Below are 20666 nucleotides of genomic sequence, written 5' to 3' on the forward strand. Positions count from 1 at the left end.
GGCGTCACGCTCGATCTACCCAAAAGGAATCTCTCAAGTGTCTCTGTTTCGACGCCGCAGTTTCGCGGCTGCGTTCGCCCTCACCGCCGCGGCCACCCTCACCTTGGCGGGGTGCAGCAGTTCCTCCGAGTCCGACGCTTCGGCACCGCTTCGAATCCTTGCCTCATCGACCCCGCACGCCGAAATCTTGAAGTACGTGCAGGACTCGGGCCTCCTGGGCGACGAAACGCTCGAGGTCACCGAGATCACCGGCGACCTCGATGCCAATGAGGTGCTCGAAGCCGGCGACACCGACGCCAACTACTTCCAGCACGTCCCCTACCAGGACCAGTGGGAGAAGGAGAAGGGCGTCGACGATCTCGTAGCCGTCGCGAGTGTGCATGTGGAACCGCTCGGCGTGTACTCGAACAAAGTCGACAGTCTCGACAGTCTGCGCCAGGGTGCGGTGATCGCCTTGTCGAGCAACGTCACCAACTACGCGCGTGGACTGTATCTGCTCCAGCAGGCCGGACTGATTCAACTCGACCGACAGCTCGGTGACGCAGGAACCGACATCACCCAGATATCCGAGTCGAACATCACGTCGAATCCCAAGGGACTGACCTTCACTCAGGTTGACCCGCCGCAGCTGCCACGTACCTTGGACGACGGAAATGTGGACGCAGCAATCATCAACGGCAACTATGCAATCGAAGGTGGCCTCGATCCAGCTCAGGACGCGCTGGTCCTCGAGGAGGCCGAGGGCAACCCCTACGCCAACGTGCTGACCGTCCGCTCGTCGCTGCAGGAAGATCCTCGGGTCACGAAACTTGCAGAAGCGTTGACATCGACGGACGTCGTCGAATTCATCGAGAGCACGTACAAGGGTTCCGTCGTTCCTGCCAACGCCACCTGAGCATGGTCTTCACAGTCGAAAGGGTCTCCAAGAAATTCGGCGACGGCGCAAACGAATTGACGGCGCTGGACGATGTCTCGCTCCGTATCGAAGACGGTGAAATTTTCGGAATCATCGGCAAGAGTGGTGCCGGAAAGTCGACCCTGCTGCGTTGCCTGAATCTTCTGGAGCGACCCACCAGCGGGCGAATTCTTTTGGGCGACACGGACCTGACCGAACTGAGCCCGGCGCAACTGCGCCGGGCTCGGCGCCGGATCGGGGTGGTGTTCCAGCATTTCGCCCTGCTCCATTCACGCACAGTCGCGGGAAACATTTCGTTTCCGCTGGAGGTTGCGGGAATCGGCAAGGCCGAGCGTGCCAAGCGTATCGACGAGCTGATCACGTTGGTAGGGCTCGAGCATCGCAGGGACGCCTACCCTTCCCAACTGTCCGGGGGACAGAAACAACGAGTGGGAATCGCGCGCGCTTTGGCAGCCAAGCCTGACGTACTGCTGTGCGACGAGGCGACGAGCGCCCTCGATTCCGACACCACATCTCAGATCCTTGCTCTGCTATCGGACCTGAACAAGCGACTGGGCGTCACGATCGTGCTGATCACGCACGAACTCACCGTCGTGCGAAGCATCTGTCACAGGGCCGCACTGATCGAGGGTGGCCGCATCGTCGACGAAGGCAGACTGGCCGATCTGGTGACCGACGCCGATTCGCCGCTCGGGGAGGCATTGCTACCGTCTGGCAGCAGTTCGACGGTCGGAGGAACTCCCGCACTGCTGACGTTCGTCGATTCGCTCGCGTCGGCACCGGTGCTCTCGCACCTCGCTCGCGACATCGGCGTCGACGTGACGATCGTTTCCGGGGGTATCGACCGAATCGGAGACCATCAGGTCGGAAGGCTTCGGGTCGAATTCAGCGCCCACGGCCAACCACCAGATGCGGACGTACTGGTCGCGGCGACCACCTATCTTTCCGAACGATCGGTGAAAGTGGTTCTGTCATGAACAAAGTCACCTGGCAAAATTCGTTGGGCGAGGCATGGCAGGCGCTGCTCGACACGCTGTACATGGTCGGGGTTTCGTTCGTCCTCACCATAATCATCGGCATTGCGGTCGGAGTGGTTCTCTACTCGACTGCCCCCGGCGGCATCCTTCCGAACCGCGCGGTCAACAGCGTGCTGGGAATCATCGTCAACATCGGCAGGTCGCTCCCGTTCGTGATTCTGCTCGTCATCCTGATACCCACCACGCGCGCGATCATCGGCACGTCCATCGGTGCCACTGCTGCCATCGTCCCGCTGACAGTCGGATCGGTGCCGTTCTTCGCGCGGGTGGTGGAAAACGCTCTGCGCGAGGTCGATTCGGGCCGGATCGAGGCCGCCCTGTCGATGGGCTCGTCGAACAGAGACATCGTGGTCAAAGTGCTTCTTCCGGAATCCGTTCCAGGTCTGATCGGTGGAGCCACCCTGACCGCGGTCATGCTGATCGGGTACTCCGCAATGGCCGGTGCAATCGGTGCAGGCGGTCTTGGCGACTTCGCGATCAAATACGGCTATCAGCGCTTCAACACTCCGGTACTGCTGGTCGCCGTGGTCATCCTGATAGTGGTCGTCCAGATCATCCAGTCGGTCGGCGATATCTCGGTGCGAAAGCTGGCTCACCGCCGCTGATCGGCGGCTTACATCCACGCTGAGTTCAACCCTTGATCGGTAAAACACGGTGGACAAGTCTAGGGTCTGGAGGTAATCGAATGTCAAGTGCTGAAAGCGACATCCAGACCGACACTGGGGCGCTCAACGTCTACGAATCCGTCGCGGATGCAATAGGACACACGCCGCTGGTTCGACTGAACCGTGCGACCGAGGGCATCGCTGCGGCCGTCTACGCCAAACTCGAGCTACTCAATCCCGGCGGAAGCGTCAAGGACCGTGCCGCGCGTCAGATGATTCTCGATGCGGAAGCGAGCGGTGAGCTCAGGCCTGGCGGAACAATTGTCGAGGGCACTTCGGGCAACACCGGTATCGGACTCGCCGTTGTCGCCGCGTCGCGTGGGTACCGAACCATCGTTGTCGTGCCGGACAAAACGAGCGTCGAGAAGGTTGCGTTTCTGCGCGCCTACGGTGCCGAGGTGAAAGTGACGCCCGGCGCGTTGCCGACACATCACCCCGATCACGTGCGCAACGTCGCCCGACGGATCGCCGACGAGACCGACGGCGGCTGGCTGGCGGGCCAGTACGACAATCCAGCGAATCCCGGTGCGCACTACGTCACGACCGGACCCGAGCTGTGGCGTCAGACGGCAGGTGCCATCACGCATTTCGTTGCCGGTATCGGCACGGGCGGGACGATCAGCGGAACCGGGAAGTACCTCAAGGAAGTCAGCGACGGAGCGGTGCGAATCATCGGAGCCGATCCAAAAACCTCCAGTTACAGCGGTGGAGACGGGCGAGCGTACTACGTCGAATCGATCGGCCACTTCGTTCACCCAGACTCGGTCGGGGATGTCTGGCCAGAATCCTACGACCACGGCATCGTGGACGAGTTCATCACCGTCAGCGACCGCCAATCGATCACGGCTGCACGCACTCTGGCCCGAACCGAAGGGCTGTTGGTGGGCGGATCAGGTGGAACGGCCGTCGCGGCAGCGTTGCGAGTTGCCCGAACGCTGCCCGCCGATGCCGTCGTCGTGGTGCTCATTCCGGACTCGGGTCGCGCGTACCTCTCGAAGTATTTCGACGACGATTGGGTCGCGCGCTTCGGATTTGCCGACCGCGCGGAGAGTGTCGACCGCGCCGTCGAGGACCTGCTCGGCGAGATCACCACTCCGGTGGTCGTACCGTCCAACGTTACTGTGGGTGAGGCTCTTTCGCTGCTGGGGTCACGCGCCGAGCTGCCGGTTGCACTGCCGCGTAACCGGACGGGCGCACAGGTTGTCGCCGAGATCCTCGGATCGGTGACTGCTGAAGAATTGCGCGACGTCGATCCGTCCGCTCCGCTGACGGCTCACATCTCACCGCCGCTTGTAGTCGTCGGAGCGTTCGAAAGCGTCGACTCGGCAGTTCGGCGCGTGGGCAGCGATCGTCGTACTGTCGTCGTCGCCGGATCGGGCGTGTTGGTGGGGCTACTCGAGCCAGGACGGCTGAGTCGGTGACGGTACGCCTGTCCGGTCATGGCCACTGTTGATCACCTGTCCGGCAGAAAGATTCGGGCGACGGAATACCGTCTGGCGTTCTTTTGCTGCTCAGGGATATGACACTGGTGAGCGGCGTCGGTCCACGGCGTTCCGCTTTCGCTCGTGTGTTGGCGGCGCTCGATTGAACGGGAGGGCGAAGTCGGCCTCGGGAGCCTCCCGAGGCCGACTTCATCGGCCACGCTCGCTTCACTCCTCGAGCTTGAAGCCAACCTTGATCGTGACCTGGTAATGCTTGACCTCGTTGTTCTCGATGTGGCCGCGAGTCTCGACCACCTCGAACCAATCGAGGTTCTTCAGCGTCTTGCTCGCCCGTGAAATGGCGTTCTTGATCGCATCATCGGATCCCACCGTGGACGTCCCGACGATCTCGGTGACTCGGTAGACGTTGTCACTCATTACTCACAGTCCTTTCGTAGCGTCGTTCCAGTGTGCATCCAGCGGACCGAAGACGGCCACCATTCGAATCGATCCGATCCGAACGAGAAGTGGAGACTGCAGGAACGACCAGTCGAATCACGTTCTGTCCGTGCGCTTGCGGAGTACTGCGGGCAGGCAGGATTTCTGCGTTCGCCAAGGCTGCGCCCGTCGATTCTGCGGCAGTCCTACGCCCCCACACATCCGACCGCCGTCCCCCAAACACCGACCAGGACGGCCTGAGCGGTGCCTGACCGAGGCCGAAACCAGTCCGACAACAGCGCGTCGGAGCGATACTCTCCGCACGCAGCGCTTGCCCAACCCTTCAACTGCATTTCGTGTCAGGCAGCTGCCGCGGACTTCACGGCCTGACCGACCTCGGCACGTAGAGCGGCGAACTCCGGTGAACCCCTCAACTCGTCGGCGTCGACCCCAGTGCGTGGCAGATCGACCCCGATATCCAGTGCCACCTGCCCAGGACGTTTGGTGAGGACAACAATGCGTGAACCCAGGAACACAGCTTCGTCGGCACTGTGCGTGACGAAGACATTGGTCCGGCCCAGCTCGGAACTTACCTGGCGAACGTCTTCCTGCAGCCGCTCACGGGTGAGGGCATCGAGCGCGGCGAACGGCTCGTCGAGAAGCAGCAGCGACGTCTCGGCCGCCAGAGCGCGGGCGATGGCGACCCGCTGCTGTTGCCCGCCGGAAATCTCCCAGATCTTCCGATCCTGCGTGCCCTCGAGACCGACGCGCTCGAGCAGCTGCGCGCGCCTGCCGGCCCTGGCCGACTTCGGCACCCCTGCGTACTTCAGTGCCAGATCGACGTTGCCGCCCACGCTCTTCCACGGGAACAGACGCGGCTGTTGGAACACGACACCGGACGTCACGCCGGGCGTCGGCGACGTCCCGGACACCTGCACCGAACCCTCCGTTGCATCCTCGAAACCCGCGATCAGGCGAAGCAGTGTGCTCTTACCGCATCCCGACGCGCCGACGAGAACCAGGAACTCGCCTGGTGGGACCGTCAGATCGACGGGTCCCAACGCTGTCACTCGATCGGTGCCTTTGCCGTAGATGTGAGAAACATTGTCGATTCGAATCGAGCCGTCGACGCCTACCTCGGCCCGTCTCGAATCGGATTCTGTGCGCGACTCAGTTTTCGAGGACATCGGGAAGGCCTTTCACGTAGATGGCATTCTGGAATGTCTCGATCGGGGACGCCGCATCGATCTGCTTCTGATCGGCCAAGAACTGCGACGCACTCTGCAAGTTGGCGGCAAGGTTCCCGACGTTGCCCTCGGTACCCAACCACTCCGAGGACGTCAATTCCTCAGGCGACAGGAACACTCCCTGGCTCAACTGATTCGCAGCCTCGTCCTGAGTGATACCGATCTCGGCAGCGACAGCCGCGGCAGCCGCGTCGGGGTCGTCTGCGATGGTCGTCAACGCGCGAGTCTGCACCTGACGCCACGTGTCGACGACGTCGGGATTGCTTTCGGCGAACGAGGTGGAGACCACTCCGAGATCGAGGGTGGGCTTGCCCGCCGTCGCCAACTCCTTGCTGGCGATGAGCTGCTTACCCGTCTTACGCAGCTCGTCCAGGGTGGGAAGCCAGGTGTACACAGCATCGACATCGCCGCGCTCCCAAGCCGCCAGCGAAGTTTGCGGCTGCAGATCGACCAAGTTCACATCGGAGGCGCTGAGCCCTGCCTGCTCCAGCGCGGCGAGCAGACTGTAATGCGCGGTGGACGCGAACGCCGTTCCGATTCGTTTGCCGCGCAGGTCCGCAACGGTTTCGATGCCGGTACCGTTGCGAGCGACCAACGCCTCGTTGTTGCCCGCGACGTCGAGAACGAACGCGACCTGATACGGAATGTTCAGCGGCGCGGACAGTCCGCGGGCCACCGGGCTCGATCCGATGGCACCGAAGTCGACTTCGCCGGCGACGAAGGCGGTATTGATGTCGGCACCGGAGTCGAACTTCGTCCACTCGATGTTGTAGTCCGGCAACGCTTCTTCGAGCCACTTGTTGTTCTTCACCACCAGGTCACCACTCGGAAACGACTGGTACGCAAGGCGAATTGTCGGCTTGCTGCTATCGGTGGTGCCATTGTCCACCGCGCAACCGCTCAACGCCAGCGCACCGAGAGTCAACACGGCCAGGATCTTCGACAACTTCATGATTTTCTTCCTCAGATCTTTCCACGCCAGGGGACGACTCGACGCTCGACCGAGCGCAGGATGCCGTCGATGATGAGACCCGAGATGCCGATCGCGAAGATCCCGACGAGCACCACGGGGGTGTTGTTGTAGTTACTTGCATCCTTGACTGCTCCGCCGATGCCGGGGAGGCCGTTGAACAGTTCCGCAGCAACCACCGAAGAGTAGGCAATACCGACGGAAAGTCTTATCCCAGTAAAGGTTTCAGGCAGTGCCGATGGTACGACCACGTCTCGGATGACGTCGCGCCGCGACGCTCCCAAAGCCCTCGCCGCTTCGACGAGTCCGACCGGTGCCGCAAGCACGGCCGCCGTCGTTGCTACTGCCGCCGGAGGAAGCGCCGCCAGCGCGAGAAGAGTGACCTTGGGTGCTTCGTCGATGCCCAGCCAGATGACCAACAGAAAGAAGTAGGCCAGCGGAGGAAGTGCGCGCAGAAACGTCAGCCACGGCTCGAGGATGCTGCGCACCCAACTCACCGTTCCCATGGCCAACCCGAGCGCTACACCGAGAACGATACCGATGACAACGCCCGCGAATACCCGCCGCAGCGTCATGTACAGGTGTTCCCACAGCAGGTAGCCCTGGTAGCCACGGACGCCATCGTGGGTGGTGGAGAAGTCGACGAACGCCGACCACACGGTGCTCGGGTACGGCACGAACGTCTGGTTCCAGATTCCGCTCGCTGCGGCAGCCTGCCATATACCGACGAAGACGACGAGCGACAGTAAGGGAAGTGCAACATTGGTGAGGCGCTGCACCCACGGATTGTCCGAGGTACGACGAGATGACGCGACCGGGTCGTCGGGGACGAGGTCGACGGGAACAGACATGGCGTTCGCTTTCGGTAAGCGCCGACCACGGAATCAGCGATAGTCGAACAGCAACGTCGCGATACCTGCGTCGGCAAGAGTGACGGCCCGCCTTGGGCGGGCCGCTAGAAATGAGGGCTCTTTACTGAACCGAGCGTTATGGGAGTGGTCACCGACAACACATGGTGGTGCAGGTACGACAAAAATCGACGGTGAACCGTCGGATCAGGAATGTCGTGTGCACGGACAATTCCTACCGCACACATGGGAATACCTCAAGTCGAACGGGTCAGGTTTCCCGACCGCACCTGACGTGGGCCACACAGTGCACCCCGCGGGCAGATGCGCTAGAAATGCAAGTCCTTCTTTCGGATCAGGGACGTGGCGATCACCGAGATCACCGACGTCGCGACGAGGAATCCGCACGCCAGCCAGGGTGATCCACTTCCCACGGCGATCAGGGACGTCAAGATGAGTGGCGTGACGCCCGAAGCGTAGATGCCTGAGAACTGGTAGACGACAGACAGTCCGGTGTAGCGGATCTCGGTGGGATACAGGCTGGCATACAGGGTTCCCTGCGCAGCGTAGAACGTCGCGTGCACGATTCCGAACACCAGCACGAGTCCCAAGCCGAATAACCACAGGCTTCCGGCACCGAACAACGCGAACACCGGGAAGACAGCGATCCCGTAGGCGGCAATACCGATGATGTACATGCGGTGCGCTCCGAACCGGTCCACGAAATAGCCGGACACGGGAATCAGCACTGCCATCAGCGACGCAGCGACGGTGACGACCAGCAGGACCGGCACCTTCTCGTATCTCAATTGCGTTGTGGCATAAGTGATTGCGAAAACACCCCAGGTGTTGAATGCCGCGCCTTCCCCCCAGCGCGAGAGCAGCCCCAGTACCGTATTGCGAATGTGGCTGCGCGCGAACACCTCTTTCACCGGTGCACTCGATCGCTGCTGCAATTCGGTGACCTCGAGGAATGCCGGGGTCTCCTCGACCTTGAGCCGCACCACCAGCCCAACGGCCACCAGAACGAGGCTGAGCAGGAACGCGATGCGCCAGCCGTACGCAAGGAACTGAGCGTCGTCGAACACTACTTGCAGGAGGGCGAATACTGCTGTACCCAGCGCCAATCCGAGTGCCAGACCGATCTGCGGAATGCTGCCGAACAAGCCGCGTTTCTTCGGCGGGCTGTGTTCCACTGCCAACAGCACTGCTCCGGCCCATTCACCACCGAGCGCGAATCCCTGCAGAACCCGTAACAGCAGCAGCAGAACCGGCGCGAGAATGCCGATCTGCTCGGCAGTAGGAAGAACCCCCATCAGCGCGGTCGCGACACCCATGATGAGCATCGACAGCGCGAGCGTCTTCTTTCGGCCGATGCGATCACCGAAGTGACCGAACACCACGCCGCCGATCGGACGCACGAGAAAGCCCACGGCAAACGTCGCGAACGAGAGCATGGTGCCTACGAACGACGACTGATCCGGGAAGAACAGCTGGTTGAACACCAGGCTCGCGGCGGTGGCGTAGAGGAAGAAGTCGTACCATTCGACTGTGGTTCCGAGCAGGCTCGCGGCTACGACGGTCCGCAATCGCGTTCGGCGGTCCAGATCGGACTCAGGCTGCGCCGGTTCAGCAAAAGAAGTCATGTGGTTCCACACTGCAATACCGAGAACGTCATGTCACGGGTTCGACTCGAGCTGATTTCAACTGTGGGAGCGAGGCCGTCGCCGGCGTACGGTTGAGCAACATGTCTCTCCGCTTCCATTGGTTCCTGCCCACTTATGGCGACTCTCGCAATTTGATGGCCGGTGGCCATGGGTCGTCGATGTCCGGTGATAGGCCGGCGACGCTGAAGTACCTCAACCAGATCGGTGCGGCCGCCGAGGACAACGGCTTCGAGGCAGTCCTGACGCCCACTGGCGCGTGGTGCGAAGACGCCTGGCTGACTACGGCCATGATGATCGACACCACCGAAACGCTGAAGTTCCTGGTGGCCCTGCGACCCGGGCTGCTCAGCCCCACCCTTGCCGCACAGATGGCCGCGACCTTCCAGTGGCAATCCGGTGGCCGGTTGCTGCTCAATGTCGTCACCGGCGGCGAGGACCACGAACAGCGCACCTTCGGCGATTTTCTGACCAAGAACGAGCGTTACGCGCGGTGCGGCGAATTTCTCGACGTCACTCGCAAGCTCTGGGCCAACAAGGGCCCGGTGACTTTCGACGGCGAGTACATCAAGGTGGAGAACGCGTCATTACAGCGTTACCCGGACCCGGTACCGCCTATCTTCTTCGGCGGAAGTTCCCCGGCGGCAGGCACTGTCGCGTCGCAGTTCGCCGACACCTACCTCACCTGGGGTGAACCGCCGACCGCCGTGGCCTCGAAGATCGCCTGGATCCGCGACCTCGCCGAGGTCCAGAACCGACGCCTCGATTACGGCATCCGCCTGCACGTCATCACCCGCGACACATCGGAACAGGCCTGGGCCGAGGCAGATCGACTGCTTGCAGCGCTGGACCCGAAAACCATCGAGGCAGCCCAGGCATCGCTCGCGCGCTCGGGTTCCGAAGGCCAGCGTCGAATGCGCGAATTACACAGCGGCGGTGACGCATTCACGGCAGGAAACGACGCACGCAGCCTCGAAGTATCCCCCAACCTGTGGTCCGGAGTCGGCCTGGTCCGCGGCGGCGCGGGCACCGCACTGGTCGGATCGCACAGAGAGGTCGCCGACCGCATCGCCGAATACGCCTCGATCGGCCTCGACCACTTCATTCTCTCTGGCTACCCGCACGTCGAAGAGGCATTCCATTTCGGTGAGGGTGTGCGGCCGATCCTCGAGCGCCGCGGCCTCGTGCAGCAGCGAGACACGACACCTTCAGGGGTGGGAACGCCGTTCGTCTCGCGCTAGGCGGGCTGGTTCGACACGTCTCCTGGAATATCCCGTGCCCAAAGCCGTTTTTGGCCTGCTCACGCGAGCACTGGCGTGCGGTCATCTCGGCACCATGCACCGACGGCGCGATGAAACGCTGGAATCAACGTGATTCGAACTGTTCGCATTCACAGCGACCGCCCATACCGTCGGTGCATGTCCGAAAAATCCGATACACCGCTCGCACCCGACGGGGACTCGTCCGCGGAAGAACTCAGACTTTCCTGGCTGGGTGAGGACTGGGCCTCGGTCGTCGTCGGACTTGCTCTCATCGCGCTGGTCTTCGTCGGCGCAATTCCGGGCTGGTTGGTCCCATGAGCGACAACCTGCAACTCGAAAACGGACGGAAGACCCGCGGTGTTCCATTGGCTCTCGGTGGCGTGCTCGCCGTGGTGGTACTCGGGTCACTGACACGTCTACTGGAATCTCAGGTGCCGAATTGGCTTGCTGACACCCCACTCGAAGGCATAGCCAAGGCAATCGAATTCCCCATCTATGCAATAGCTCTCGGCCTCATCGGCAATCTTGTACTCGGCACCCTGGGACTTCGTGAGAAACTGTCGGGGGGCTACCGAACCGAGTTCTTCATCAAGACGGGTCTTGTGCTGTTGGGCGCGTCGGTGAATCTGAAGATTCTGGTGACGGCAGCCGGGCCCGCAATCGTTCAATCAATCCTGTTGATCACCATCGTTTTCGGATTCACCTGGTGGTTCGCAGGCAAGCTGGGCATCGACGACAAGCTGCGCGCTCTGCTCGCCTCCGCCGTCTCGATCTGCGGCGTCAGCGCTGCCATCGCCGCTGCCGGTGCGGTGCAGGCCAAGAAAGAGCAACTTGCCTACAGCGCATCTCTCGTCATCGTGTTCGCGCTGCCCTCGATCTTCCTGTTGCCATGGCTGGCCAGCGTTATCGGGCTTCCCGACGCGGTTGCAGGAGCCTGGATCGGTGGAAACATCGATACCACAGCGGCCGTGGCAGCGGCAGGAGCGCTCGCGGGCGAGGATGCCCTGCAGATCGCCACTATCGTCAAGACCACGCAGAACGCACTCATCGGTTTCGTTGCCATTGCGCTCACCGCGTACTTCGCGTTGAAGGTCGAACGCACGTCGTCGGCGCGTCCGACCATCTCGGACTTCTGGGGGCGTTTCCCCAAGTTCGTCCTCGGCTTCATCGCAGCATCGATCATCGGAACGTTGTGGGTCGCGAACGTCGACGGCGGCAAGGCCGACATCGGCGTGATCAACGACCTCCGAACCTGGTTCTTGATCTTCGCATTCGTCTCGATCGGGCTCGAGTTCTCGGCGAAAGGAATTCGAGAGGCCGGTTGGCGGCCGATTGTGGTTTTCGGCTCGGCCACGGTCGTAAATATCGTTGTCGCGCTCGGACTTGCGCTGGTTCTGTTCGGCAGCTTCGAACTCGGTTGATTCACAACCGGCCAGCCGAGCCACGTAGACCGCATGCGCGGTGATCGCAACGTTCGCCCACGCCCCGCTCCTCTACCGACTCGCAGCCCGAGGGGCCGACATCGTCGTCATCACGCCCCACACCGTTGCCTAAGTGCACACCACCTTCATCAAGATCAGAGCGATCGAACAGCATTACCGGCCAACGCGCCCTACGCCGCTGAAAATCCACGCCGACCTAACCGTGCTTCTGGGCAACGGTGCTTCCGCCACGAAGCGGCGGTCGATCCTCGAACACACAGCACCCGTCCCGTCCGAATGGACGTCCGGCAGCCGAGTGTTCAGTGCCACAAAGAATGACGACGCCGACGAGATGGTGTAGTGGGGGCCTTGGAAGTTGATCGCCTAGGTTTACGACCTGCCGTCCTGGATGGCCGCTACTTGCGCGGGCGATGTGCCTTCTCGGGACGTCTGCGACTGGGCATTCGCCCACGATCGCACCGCATGGATGAGCGGAATGAAGGATCTGCCGTGGGCAGTGAGCTGGTAACTCGTGGTGCGATCTTCACGCTCGATACGAGTGAGGTAGTCGTCTTCCTCCATCGACCGCAGGGTTTCGCTGAGTACCTTCGCGCTGATCGGGGCGAGATGGCGACGGAGTTCGCCGAACCGGCATGGGCGTCGAGCTAAGCACTGCAGGATCATTGCCGTCCAGCGTCCACCGATCTGGACCGGGAAAGTGCTCATCGGGCAGCGCGGATCGAAGGAAGGCAGCTCATCTGAATTCATGCGAACCTGCTCGGCAGTCACGTTGCGGTAACTAGGGGGGTCGTTTCTATCATCCCAGGATGGCAGAGAACAGAGAACAATTGGCACCTGTACTGGTACTGGGTGGGTCCGGACGTGTCGGTCGCGCTGTCGTCGACGAGCTCGCGGCCCGCGGCGAACACGTCGTATCGCTATCTCGCCGCGTGAGCGCATCACCCCACATAGCGACGGTCGAGCATCGCCGCGGCGATGTCTCCGACCTCGAAGAGGTATTGAGCGGTCTCCGCCCATCCGCAGTGGTCATTGCGGTCACCCCGTTCACAGCGCCACCCGAATCGTTCGACGGATTCGACACAGACTTCTATGCACGAATGATGACCCGAATCGAAGAACTCGTCTTTCCTGGCACCCGAGTGATCGATGTTGCGGTCACCGCGATTGCGCACCTCGACGACGGGTCCATCGTCGCTGACCACGACGAGCTGTTTCCCCGCCGACTGCGGCCGTTCAGCGATGCCCACGCTCGTGGTGCCGACCGGCTCGATTCCTCCACTCTGAACGGCACCGTTCTGATTCCCGCCGCCGGTCTGGGTCTGACGAATACTGGATCCGGGTCCACCCCCGTTCTCCTGGATGAACCCGTTCCGTTGGAAGACGCGATCGCCGCGGTGACGCACGTAACCCTGGCGACTGCGGTAGTCGATCAGCTCACGCTCACCAACTCTGGTAACCAGCGCTGGCTGGTACGCGACGCGGCAGTGCCGCTGACGCGCAGTTCCCAGCGCTAGCACGGTTCTCGCAGAGGAACTGGACATCGAACGCGACTCTGGCTGTGTCTGTTACAGCTGCGGAAGATAGTCGTCCGCGAGGACTCTTCGTCGACCAGGGCGAGTAATTCGACGTCGATCGTAGGACGCCTCTCTGCACACTCCAGGACCGCCACCCAGTTGCCGACAAGTAGACCGATCTCCCGAACCCACTCTTCTCTGGTTATCCGACCGGCCGTCACCTCGCCCAGTATGGGTTGGGAGACGCGATTTCGTGAATCAGCCCGCTGCGCAACCGGTGGCGATGCGCCCCGCTACGACTGCTCCGGTGTCGCGGCCAGTACCTTGCGGTATCGACGCGGACCGACTCCGTAGTCGTCGATGGCGTAGTGCCACGTCGCCAGGTTATTCCATAGTACGAAATCGCCTGCATTCCAACCGAACCGGATGGTGTAGTTCGGCGAGGATGCGTGATCGAGCAGGAACGGCAAAAGGGCCTTGCTCTCTCGATCCGTCACGCCTTCGAGTCGCAGAGCTCCGGTACTGACGAACAATCCCTTGCGACCGTTTCGGTCGAGCCGCACCACCGGATGCGAGACCGTCTGCTTGATCTCACCGCGGTCGGCACCCTGTGCGTAGTGCACGGCATTCGAGTCGTAGACCGCACTCACACCCTCGAGCAGCACCTTCACGGGCTCCGACAGATCGTCGTAGGCTGCTTGGAGGTCCGCCCACAGCGTGTGGCCTCCGAGTTCCGAAACCTCTTCATAGACAAGGGATTCGATCGAGAACGGCGGCGTCCTCCAGACCCCGCCGATGTGCCAGGTACTGGCCTTACCGGTGCTCTGGACGTCGTACGGATAGACCAGCGGATGTTCCGGGTGCCGAACTGCAGTCGGGTGATCGAACGGTTCGTCGAAGATCCGCACAGCCTCTACCTGCTGGGCCGGAGTCAGATTCGCGGATCGGAACACCAACACCTTGTGCTCGTCGAACTCTGCACGCAGTGCGGTGCGGGTTGCGTCGTCGATCGGTTGGGCAAGGTCGATGTCGGAGATCTCGGCACCGAACAATGGTCCAGCGCGGTGGATTCGGTAAGTCAGAGTGGATGTCATGGGCTCGACGCTAGAACGCCCACTGCGCGTGGTCGATAGTTGCGATCCGCATGCGCAGAAGTCGACATTCGTTTCCGCGCCGAGCCCACGACAGACCGGCTCCCCGAATCAAGCCGAAATTTCCTCCGCCCTGCGCTTGGCCTCCTCGGCCACTCGATCCGCCGACTCGAACTCACGGTCGTCGAAGTACGCCCGGAGTGAGTAGGCGAACGCACCCGCCCAGGCGACGACAATCGTGATGTAGATGGCTGTCTGAACTGTGCCGTCGAGCTCGAACCAGCCACTGCGGAAAAGGCTTCGAGTGTTGGTAAGCACGATGATGCCGCCAACGGAAGCGCCGAGCAACCGAGGCGGCACGTGGCGAACCAACCACGCGGCGAGCGGTGCGGCGATCACGCCACCGGCCAGAATCGCCAGCACCCAGCCGAAGTTGATGCCCTGCGATCCGAGGCTGAACAAGAACCCCAAGCTCGCCGCGAGTGCAATCACGAATTCGCTGGTGTCGATCGATCCGATCACCTTGCGAGGCTCCAGCCGCCCACTGGCCAGAATGGCAGGCGTGCCGACCGGGCCCCAACCTCCGCCACCGGTGGCATCGACGAATCCTGCCAGCAACCCCAGCGGGGCAAGGAAGCGCTTACGCAACGGCTTACCGAGATTCCCACGCGGGATACCTTGGAAGGTGAATCTGATCAGAATGTAGAGACCGAGGGCAAGCAAGATCAACGCCATGACGGGCGCGGCGCTTTCTGTCGAGAGTCTCGACAGCACTGTGGCCCCGAGGAAGGCACCGACTGCACCCGGTAATGCGATACGCCGCACCACCTTCCAGTCGACGTTACCGAATTTCCAATGCGAGACGCCCGATACGAGCGTGGTACCGATCTCGGCGAGGTGAACCGTGGCCGACGCAGTGGCGGGGTTGGTTCCGATGGCCAGTAGCAACGTGGTGGTGGTGACGCCGTACGCCATACCGAGTGCGCCGTCGACGAGCTGGGCGGCAAGCCCGACGAGGCCGATCAAGATGAGAGTCTTCACGAATTACTCCAGTGGGTCGAAGTTCGGATCTGTGGGTTGGGTCAGATCGAACGGGGACAGCCAGCGGAGACGAGGCGGGTCGGTGGAGGCATACGGACAATTCGACATAATCGGGACACCGTCGTCAAGAGTTCCGCTCGAGCAAGTGCATAAAGCGGAGGAGCTCGAATCATCCCGCAGGCGAGGATGAATCGAATACCTTTCCGACAATCTCCGGCGACCACTGAACGTATTCGACGCTCACTCCATCGGGATGCGTCAGGTAATAGAAGACACCCGTGTCGCTCTCGAGCGGACCGGCGTCCACCCGCGCGCCGGCTGCGAGGAGCTGCGTGACGAGTGCGTCCACGTCGTCGACGATCACCGGCCCGATAGTCGAGCGGAACCTGTCGGTGAGTTCACTCGGTCCACCGATGATCAGAAAATTCCCGACCGCCGCAAGGTCTGCACCCTCGAAGCCGAACCGCAGGTCTGCCGGCCTGCCGACCAGCTCCTCGTACAGCGGCAGGGCAATCTCGGTGTTCTCGACGAACAATCGCGCATACGTCTTCAGGATCGTCATCGTTGTTACCGGGCCTCGTGTCGTTGGATCGCGTCGGACGTCTCTACCCCGAGCCCCAACCTCTCACGGAGTGTCGTTGCGCTGTAGTCGGTCTGGAACAGCCCGCGCTCCTGCAGAATCGGCACGACGAGGGTTGCAAAATTCTCGAAGTCCACGGCGGTGTCGGCCGGCATGATCGTGAATCCGTCAGCAGTGCCTGCCTCGAACCAGGACTGCAGATCGTCGGCCACCTGTTCCGCCGATCCCACCACCAACCGGTGGCCGGATCCTCCTGCCCCGCGCTCGATGAGTTCGCGCGGTGTGATGGCACGTTCCTCGATGAGAGCACGGGTGGAGATTGCAAACCCGGACGAGAACGCGGTGATCGGAATCGACGCAGGGAGGTCGGCTGTCGAGATGGCGTCGTCCGGACCGAACGAACCGTCGGGAAGTCCGAGATTGCTCAGCAGGGCCGCCGTGAGTCGCTCGATGGGCAACGATCTGTAGAGCTCCTCTGCCCGCTCCCTGGCCCTCTCCTCGGTGGCGTCGACCACGACAACCACACCGAGCGAGATCTTCACCTCGTGCGCTCCGCGCCCCGCACTCACTGCACGCCGGCGAATGTCGTCCCGGAACGCCGCCGCCTTCGCCCGAGTCTGCGCAACGGTGAACACCACGTCGGCGAAATTGCCGGCCAGCGTCAATCCACCCTCTGATCCCCCGGCCTGCACCAGGACCGGGCGGCCCTGCGGGCCCGCCGGAACGGGAAGTGGACCCGCGACGGAGAAGAACTCACCCTCGTGATCGATTCGGTGGATCTTCGTCGGATCTGCGTAACGCCCCGAGTCCTTCTCGGCTACAAGCCAATCCGGATCCCAGCTGTCCCACAAGCCGGTCACCACTTCGAGGAACTCCCATGCCCGACGGTAGCGAGTGGCTTTGTCGGGATGCTCCGTCAGTCCGAAATTGGCGGCGGCGGCTTCGGTTCCCGTGGTGACGATATTGACTGCCGCTCGGCCCTTCGTCACGTGATCGAGAGCCTGGAACCGTCGCGCCAAATTGTACGGCGAGTTGTACGTGGTCGAACTCGTGACGATCACGCCGAGGTGCGCGGTGAGGGCGGCCAGATGCCCCAGGAGAACGAGCGGGTCGATTCCGGTTCCCGGAGCCTCTTCGATCTCGCCGCGTAGGGCTGGTCCGTCGCCCAGGAACACTGCGTCGATCTTCGCCGCTTCGGCAATGACGGCGAGGCGGGCGAAGTGGTCGATGTCGAGATATGCCAACGGGTCGGCATGCGGCAGTCGCCAGGCGTGCCGAAAGTGACCCGGTGTCATCAGTGACAGATTCAGGTGAAATGGCATAGCTCGCTCACAATCGGATCGGTTGACCGGCGGTCGCCGGGTACCACCCGAGCGCCGGTGCGAGCTCTCGGGCGCTTGTCTCGAGCAGTCGCCGATGCTCCGCGGGTTCGGGCACTCCCGGTACGAAACTGACGAGCAGATCGGTGATCTCGCGTAGCGCCGGATCCTCGGCGAGCTCCGCAGCCAGAACATCACTCGGCCCGATCAGCGCCCGGTCCGAGGCCAGATACTCCTCGGCGGTCTGCTCCGGTCTGGCTTCCCCCGTGGTGCTCCAACTCTGCCAACGGCGCACCCCGGGAGAGACCAGGCGCAGCGCCTCCGCGCGGTCCTCGTGGGGATAGACCGCACGGGAGACCTGAATTCGTGGGGCATGCACCGGGTCCGTCCACGCCGCGCGGTACTTCGCTACCAGCTCGCCTTGACGTTCCCGCGCCTGCCGAGCCGTCCCGCCCCGCCACGCCGTCGCTCGGGAGAGTTGCAGGCCGTCACCCGATCGTGCAACCGCACGCACGGCGTCGCCTGCGACCGCCGGATCGCTCGTGGTTGCCTGCCACAGCCGACTACGCACGCCCGCACCCGGCGGGTGGAGAACCTCACCCGCACTGTTGAGAGCCGACCCGTCGAGTACCTCGTGCAGCCTCGCCACCGACTCGTCGAACAGTCGGTGCCTGTCCCCCAACGGCTTCCCGAATGCTTCCCACGCCTGCGGGAACGGGCCGGAGCCCACGCCCAGTTCGACGCGTCCCCCGCTGATCGCATCGAGGGTGGCCACGTCTTCGGCGACCCTCAAGGGGTCCTCCAGCGGGAGGACGAGGACCCCCGTCCCCAAACGAATGCGCGTCGTGTGTTGCGCAATCGCGGCCAGGGTCACCAACGGTGACGAGATGTGTTCTTTACCTTGCCGGAAGTGCCGCTGAATGACCCAGCCGGAGTCGTAACCCAATTCCTCGGCGTGGACGAACAACTCGACGGCCTCGCGATACGCGTCGGCGGGTGCGAGGTCTCGGTCGAGATGAAGTAGAAAGCCGAGGCGGAACGGACGCCCGTCCTCGACGCCTGCACCGATGGCCGCGCCGTGGTACGTCATGTCAGAGATTCAGTCCGGTGCCGTGCACACCGAATTCCTCGATGATCGCAAGGTCCTCGTCGGTCAGTGACGGGAAGCTCAGCGCCTGTACGTTGTGGTCCAGCTGCCACGTCGAGCTTGCCCCGACGAGGGCCGACGTCACGGCAGGTTGACGGAGAACCCATTGAAGTGCCAACTGCGCCAACGACTGTCCTCGTGATTCGGCCAGTTTGTTCAGTTCCGCGGCGCGCTGACGGTAGGTGTCGGTCAGAGCGTCGGGCGTCAGAAAAGTGCTGTTGACGGCGCGTGCTTCGGCCGGGATCGACTCGAGGTACTTGTCGGTCAGCAGACCCTGTGCCAGCGGTGAATAGACGACGAGCCCGAAGCCGTCCTGCTCGGCGAGTTCGAGTAATCCGTTCTGCTCGATGCGTCGATCGAAGATCGAGTATCTGGGCTGGTGCACGAGCAGCGGCACGCCGGCCTCGCGCAGCAGCACGGCGGCCTCGTGGGCGCGCTCGGGGAGGTAGTTGGACAGGCCGACGTACAGCGCCTTGCCCTGCTGGACGGCCGAAACCAGTGCTCCGACAGTCTCTTCCAGTGGCGTCGTCTCATCTGGGCTGTGGTGGTAGAAGATGTCGACGTAGTCGGTGCCGAGATCGCGAAGACTGTGCTCGAGCGAGCCGAGCAGCGACTTGCGAGATCCGCCTTTCAGGTACGGGCTGGGACCGATCGCATTACCCGCCTTGGTGGACAGCACGATCTCGTCGCGGTACGCGGCCAGGTCCTTGCCGAGTACTCGGCCGAAATTCTTCTGCGCGGCCCGGTGCGGCGGGCCGTATCGGTCCGCGTTGTCGAAGTGGGTGATACCCAGATCGAACGCGTGCAGGATGATCTCCTGCTGGGTCTCGAACGAATAGTCGGTACCGAATTTCTGCCACAGGCCGAACGAAAAGGCAGGCAGATCGAGTCCTGATGTGCCACTGCGCCGATAGTCGATCTTGTCGTAGCGATCGGCGGCCGCGAGGTGGGGGGTATCGAATGATCCGTATGACATGAGACGAAGGCCTTTCAACGATGGAGGTTGCGGTGGTAGGTCAGTTGTTGCGGCGCAGCGCATCCGGAGACAGTGAAGGTGTGTCCGCTCCGGTATCACGGTCCTGGAACTGCGTGCCGGGTTCGACGATCTCGTCGATGCGATCCAGCACATCGGAACCGAGCCGAACGGTGCTCGCCTTCAGGTAAGCCTCGAGGTGTTCCTGGGTTCGTGGACCGATGATGACACTGCTGATCGCAGGGTGTTCGAGTGCGAACCCGATGGCGAGCTCGATGAGGGTGAGTCCATTGTCTTCGGCGAGTCGGGCCAGGGCGTCGGCTGCTTCCAGCTTGCGCCTGTTACGCGCCGCACCGACGTCGAACCGACCCGGTATGAGATCGGCACGCGCAGAATCGGGTTGCGGTGCATCGAGCCGGTAACCGCCGGAAAGCCATCCGGCCGCGAGTGGACCGTAGGTCAGCACTCCCACTCCGTACTTGCGCACCACCGGAAATACCTCGCGTTCGACGCCTCGGACGAGCAACGAGTACGGGAGCTGTTCGGTATGCGGGGCGATGAGCCCGTGCTTCTCGGCGATCCAGTGCGCCTCGACCTGCAGGTGCGCAGGGAAGACGGAGGTGCCGTAGTAGAGAATTTTTCCCTGCCCGATCAGGTCGTTCAACGTCTGCAGCGTTTCGAGCAGGCTGGTGGTGGGATCCGGGCGATGCGCCTGATACAGATCGATCCGGTCCGTTCCAAGCCTGCGCAGACTGTCCTCGACCGCACGGGTGATCCAGCGCCGTGAGTTTCCAGCGTGGCGCGGGTCGGTACCGATCTGTCCGTGGAACTTCGTGGCCAGGAACACGTCGTCACGACGACCCGATATCGCCTTGCCGACAATGGCTTCCGACTCGCCCTGCCCGTACACATCTGCAGTGTCGATCGAGCTGATTCCTGCATCGAGCGCCGCCCCGATAATGCGAAGGCTTTCGGATTCCTCCTGCCAGCGACCGAAATTCATCGAACCCAGTGTGAGCGGGCCGATGCGAACTCCGGTGCGGCCCAGTACGCGGTCTTCGTTGGACATTGTTCCCTTTCGTGGGTAGCTC

22 protein-coding genes are annotated in these 20666 nt (G+C 62.5%); 9 read left to right on the forward strand and 13 right to left on the reverse strand.

The genetic code is table 11. The annotated features are described in order from the left end of the window. Positions 1 to 37 precede the first annotated feature (37 nt). From ACQR3T_RS26910 to ACQR3T_RS26925, 4 genes are all read left to right on the forward strand, one after another. Positions 38 to 895 carry a MetQ/NlpA family ABC transporter substrate-binding protein gene (locus ACQR3T_RS26910; protein ID WP_428695592.1) on the forward strand — a complete coding sequence of 286 codons (858 nt, stop codon included), beginning with the start codon at positions 38 to 40 and terminating at the stop codon, positions 893 to 895. Between the two features lie 2 nt (positions 896 to 897). Then, positions 898 to 1893, forward strand: coding sequence for a methionine ABC transporter ATP-binding protein (locus ACQR3T_RS26915; RefSeq protein WP_428695593.1), 996 nt, complete (start codon positions 898 to 900; stop codon positions 1891 to 1893). Beyond that, positions 1890 to 2558, forward strand: coding sequence for a methionine ABC transporter permease (locus ACQR3T_RS26920; RefSeq protein ID WP_428695594.1), 669 nt, complete (start codon positions 1890 to 1892; stop codon positions 2556 to 2558). The genes ACQR3T_RS26915 and ACQR3T_RS26920 overlap by 4 nt, the downstream gene beginning before the upstream one ends. Positions 2559 to 2638: 80 nt before the next feature. Beyond that, positions 2639 to 4039 carry a pyridoxal-phosphate dependent enzyme gene (locus ACQR3T_RS26925; protein WP_428695595.1) on the forward strand — a complete coding sequence of 467 codons (1401 nt, stop codon included), beginning with the start codon at positions 2639 to 2641 and terminating at the stop codon, positions 4037 to 4039. Positions 4040 to 4267: 228 nt separating this feature from the next. Here the strand turns inward: ACQR3T_RS26925 and ACQR3T_RS26930 are convergent, their stop codons facing one another. The 5 genes from ACQR3T_RS26930 to ACQR3T_RS26950 all read right to left on the reverse strand — a co-directional run bounded on the left by ACQR3T_RS26930 (position 4268) and on the right by ACQR3T_RS26950 (position 9188). Next, positions 4268 to 4477, reverse strand: coding sequence for a dodecin (locus tag ACQR3T_RS26930; RefSeq protein ID WP_094617705.1), 210 nt, complete (start codon positions 4475 to 4477; stop codon positions 4268 to 4270). A 359-nt stretch (positions 4478 to 4836) separates the two neighbouring features. Continuing rightward, entirely contained in the window at positions 4837 to 5664 is an 828-nt protein-coding gene (locus tag ACQR3T_RS26935) for an ABC transporter ATP-binding protein (RefSeq protein WP_094617707.1), read from the reverse strand. Then, entirely contained in the window at positions 5648 to 6676 is a 1029-nt protein-coding gene (locus ACQR3T_RS26940) for an ABC transporter substrate-binding protein (RefSeq protein ID WP_428695596.1), read from the reverse strand. The genes ACQR3T_RS26935 and ACQR3T_RS26940 overlap by 17 nt, the downstream gene beginning before the upstream one ends. Positions 6677 to 6687: 11 nt before the next feature. Continuing rightward, positions 6688 to 7545, reverse strand: coding sequence for an ABC transporter permease (locus ACQR3T_RS26945; RefSeq protein ID WP_428695597.1), 858 nt, complete (start codon positions 7543 to 7545; stop codon positions 6688 to 6690). Positions 7546 to 7871: 326 nt separating this feature from the next. Next, the gene (locus tag ACQR3T_RS26950; RefSeq protein ID WP_428695598.1) at positions 7872 to 9188 is read right to left on the reverse strand and encodes an MFS transporter; all 1317 of its coding nucleotides are present in this window, start codon (positions 9186 to 9188) and stop codon (positions 7872 to 7874) included. A 101-nt stretch (positions 9189 to 9289) separates the two neighbouring features. Between ACQR3T_RS26950 and ACQR3T_RS26955 the strand changes: the two genes are divergently transcribed. From ACQR3T_RS26955 to ACQR3T_RS26970, 4 genes are all read left to right on the forward strand, one after another. After that, entirely contained in the window at positions 9290 to 10447 is a 1158-nt protein-coding gene (locus ACQR3T_RS26955; RefSeq protein WP_428695599.1) for an LLM class flavin-dependent oxidoreductase, read from the forward strand. Positions 10448 to 10624: 177 nt separating this feature from the next. After that, the gene (locus ACQR3T_RS26960; protein WP_428695600.1) at positions 10625 to 10786 is read left to right on the forward strand and encodes a hypothetical protein; all 162 of its coding nucleotides are present in this window, start codon (positions 10625 to 10627) and stop codon (positions 10784 to 10786) included. Then, on the forward strand, positions 10783 to 11889 hold the full coding sequence (locus ACQR3T_RS26965; protein WP_428695601.1) for a YeiH family protein: 1107 nt from the start codon (positions 10783 to 10785) through the stop codon (positions 11887 to 11889). Before ACQR3T_RS26960 ends, ACQR3T_RS26965 begins: the two co-directional genes overlap by 4 nt. A gap of 133 nt (positions 11890 to 12022) precedes the next feature. Next, the gene (locus tag ACQR3T_RS26970) at positions 12023 to 12250 is read left to right on the forward strand and encodes a hypothetical protein (protein WP_428695602.1); all 228 of its coding nucleotides are present in this window, start codon (positions 12023 to 12025) and stop codon (positions 12248 to 12250) included. Positions 12251 to 12279: 29 nt separating this feature from the next. Here ACQR3T_RS26970 and ACQR3T_RS26975 read toward each other — a convergent pair whose 3' ends face one another. Continuing rightward, positions 12280 to 12657: a winged helix-turn-helix transcriptional regulator gene (locus tag ACQR3T_RS26975; protein ID WP_428695603.1), complete on the reverse strand. Its 378-nt coding sequence runs from the start codon at positions 12655 to 12657 to the stop codon at positions 12280 to 12282. Positions 12658 to 12716: 59 nt separating this feature from the next. On the opposite strand from ACQR3T_RS26975, the gene ACQR3T_RS26980 reads away from it, so the two are divergent. After that, positions 12717 to 13424, forward strand: a complete 708-nt coding sequence (locus tag ACQR3T_RS26980) for an NAD(P)H-binding protein (RefSeq protein ID WP_428695604.1) — start codon at positions 12717 to 12719, stop codon at positions 13422 to 13424. A 293-nt stretch (positions 13425 to 13717) separates the two neighbouring features. On the opposite strand, the gene ACQR3T_RS26985 is transcribed toward ACQR3T_RS26980, so the two are convergent. The 7 genes from ACQR3T_RS26985 to ACQR3T_RS27015 all read right to left on the reverse strand — a co-directional run bounded on the left by ACQR3T_RS26985 (position 13718) and on the right by ACQR3T_RS27015 (position 20644). After that, positions 13718 to 14518, reverse strand: coding sequence for a TauD/TfdA dioxygenase family protein (locus ACQR3T_RS26985; protein WP_428695605.1), 801 nt, complete (start codon positions 14516 to 14518; stop codon positions 13718 to 13720). 108 nt (positions 14519 to 14626) lie between these two features. Then, positions 14627 to 15556: a sulfite exporter TauE/SafE family protein gene (locus ACQR3T_RS26990; protein WP_428695606.1), complete on the reverse strand. Its 930-nt coding sequence runs from the start codon at positions 15554 to 15556 to the stop codon at positions 14627 to 14629. A 169-nt stretch (positions 15557 to 15725) separates the two neighbouring features. After that, positions 15726 to 16118, reverse strand: coding sequence for a VOC family protein (locus ACQR3T_RS26995; RefSeq protein ID WP_094617715.1), 393 nt, complete (start codon positions 16116 to 16118; stop codon positions 15726 to 15728). A 5-nt stretch (positions 16119 to 16123) separates the two neighbouring features. After that, the gene (locus tag ACQR3T_RS27000) at positions 16124 to 17458 is read right to left on the reverse strand and encodes an NtaA/DmoA family FMN-dependent monooxygenase (RefSeq protein ID WP_428695607.1); all 1335 of its coding nucleotides are present in this window, start codon (positions 17456 to 17458) and stop codon (positions 16124 to 16126) included. A gap of 7 nt (positions 17459 to 17465) precedes the next feature. Then, positions 17466 to 18545, reverse strand: coding sequence for an LLM class flavin-dependent oxidoreductase (locus tag ACQR3T_RS27005; protein WP_428695608.1), 1080 nt, complete (start codon positions 18543 to 18545; stop codon positions 17466 to 17468). A 1-nt stretch (position 18546) separates the two neighbouring features. After that, entirely contained in the window at positions 18547 to 19578 is a 1032-nt protein-coding gene (locus tag ACQR3T_RS27010) for an aldo/keto reductase (protein ID WP_428695609.1), read from the reverse strand. 40 nt (positions 19579 to 19618) lie between these two features. Then, a complete protein-coding gene (locus ACQR3T_RS27015) occupies positions 19619 to 20644 on the reverse strand; it encodes an aldo/keto reductase (RefSeq protein WP_428695610.1) in 1026 nt (341 codons plus the stop codon). Between the last annotated feature and the right edge of the window lie 22 nt (positions 20645 to 20666).

The organism is Rhodococcus sp. IEGM1428, assembly GCF_050321865.1.
GTDB lineage: Bacteria > Actinomycetota > Actinomycetes > Mycobacteriales > Mycobacteriaceae > Rhodococcoides.

What these genes read in the sequence shown, in the direction of transcription:
- ACQR3T_RS26915 (WP_428695593.1), top strand. Translation starts at nt 898, where the DNA reads ATGGTCTTCACAGTCGAAAGGGTCTCCAAGAAATTCGGCGACGGCGCA.
- ACQR3T_RS26920 (WP_428695594.1), top strand. Translation starts at nt 1,890, where the DNA reads ATGAACAAAGTCACCTGGCAAAATTCGTTGGGCGAGGCATGGCAGGCG.
- ACQR3T_RS26925 (WP_428695595.1), top strand. Translation starts at nt 2,639, where the DNA reads ATGTCAAGTGCTGAAAGCGACATCCAGACCGACACTGGGGCGCTCAAC.
- ACQR3T_RS26930 (WP_094617705.1), bottom strand. Translation starts at nt 4,477, where the DNA reads ATGAGTGACAACGTCTACCGAGTCACCGAGATCGTCGGGACGTCCACG.
- ACQR3T_RS26935 (WP_094617707.1), bottom strand. Translation starts at nt 5,664, where the DNA reads ATGTCCTCGAAAACTGAGTCGCGCACAGAATCCGATTCGAGACGGGCC.
- ACQR3T_RS26940 (WP_428695596.1), bottom strand. Translation starts at nt 6,676, where the DNA reads ATGAAGTTGTCGAAGATCCTGGCCGTGTTGACTCTCGGTGCGCTGGCG.
- ACQR3T_RS26945 (WP_428695597.1), bottom strand. Translation starts at nt 7,545, where the DNA reads ATGTCTGTTCCCGTCGACCTCGTCCCCGACGACCCGGTCGCGTCATCT.
- ACQR3T_RS26950 (WP_428695598.1), bottom strand. Translation starts at nt 9,188, where the DNA reads ATGACTTCTTTTGCTGAACCGGCGCAGCCTGAGTCCGATCTGGACCGC.
- ACQR3T_RS26955 (WP_428695599.1), top strand. Translation starts at nt 9,290, where the DNA reads ATGTCTCTCCGCTTCCATTGGTTCCTGCCCACTTATGGCGACTCTCGC.
- ACQR3T_RS26960 (WP_428695600.1), top strand. Translation starts at nt 10,625, where the DNA reads ATGTCCGAAAAATCCGATACACCGCTCGCACCCGACGGGGACTCGTCC.
- ACQR3T_RS26965 (WP_428695601.1), top strand. Translation starts at nt 10,783, where the DNA reads ATGAGCGACAACCTGCAACTCGAAAACGGACGGAAGACCCGCGGTGTT.
- ACQR3T_RS26975 (WP_428695603.1), bottom strand. Translation starts at nt 12,657, where the DNA reads ATGAATTCAGATGAGCTGCCTTCCTTCGATCCGCGCTGCCCGATGAGC.
- ACQR3T_RS26980 (WP_428695604.1), top strand. Translation starts at nt 12,717, where the DNA reads ATGGCAGAGAACAGAGAACAATTGGCACCTGTACTGGTACTGGGTGGG.
- ACQR3T_RS26985 (WP_428695605.1), bottom strand. Translation starts at nt 14,518, where the DNA reads ATGACATCCACTCTGACTTACCGAATCCACCGCGCTGGACCATTGTTC.
- ACQR3T_RS26995 (WP_094617715.1), bottom strand. Translation starts at nt 16,118, where the DNA reads ATGACGATCCTGAAGACGTATGCGCGATTGTTCGTCGAGAACACCGAG.
- ACQR3T_RS27000 (WP_428695607.1), bottom strand. Translation starts at nt 17,458, where the DNA reads ATGCCATTTCACCTGAATCTGTCACTGATGACACCGGGTCACTTTCGG.
- ACQR3T_RS27005 (WP_428695608.1), bottom strand. Translation starts at nt 18,545, where the DNA reads ATGACGTACCACGGCGCGGCCATCGGTGCAGGCGTCGAGGACGGGCGT.
- ACQR3T_RS27010 (WP_428695609.1), bottom strand. Translation starts at nt 19,578, where the DNA reads ATGTCATACGGATCATTCGATACCCCCCACCTCGCGGCCGCCGATCGC.
- ACQR3T_RS27015 (WP_428695610.1), bottom strand. Translation starts at nt 20,644, where the DNA reads ATGTCCAACGAAGACCGCGTACTGGGCCGCACCGGAGTTCGCATCGGC.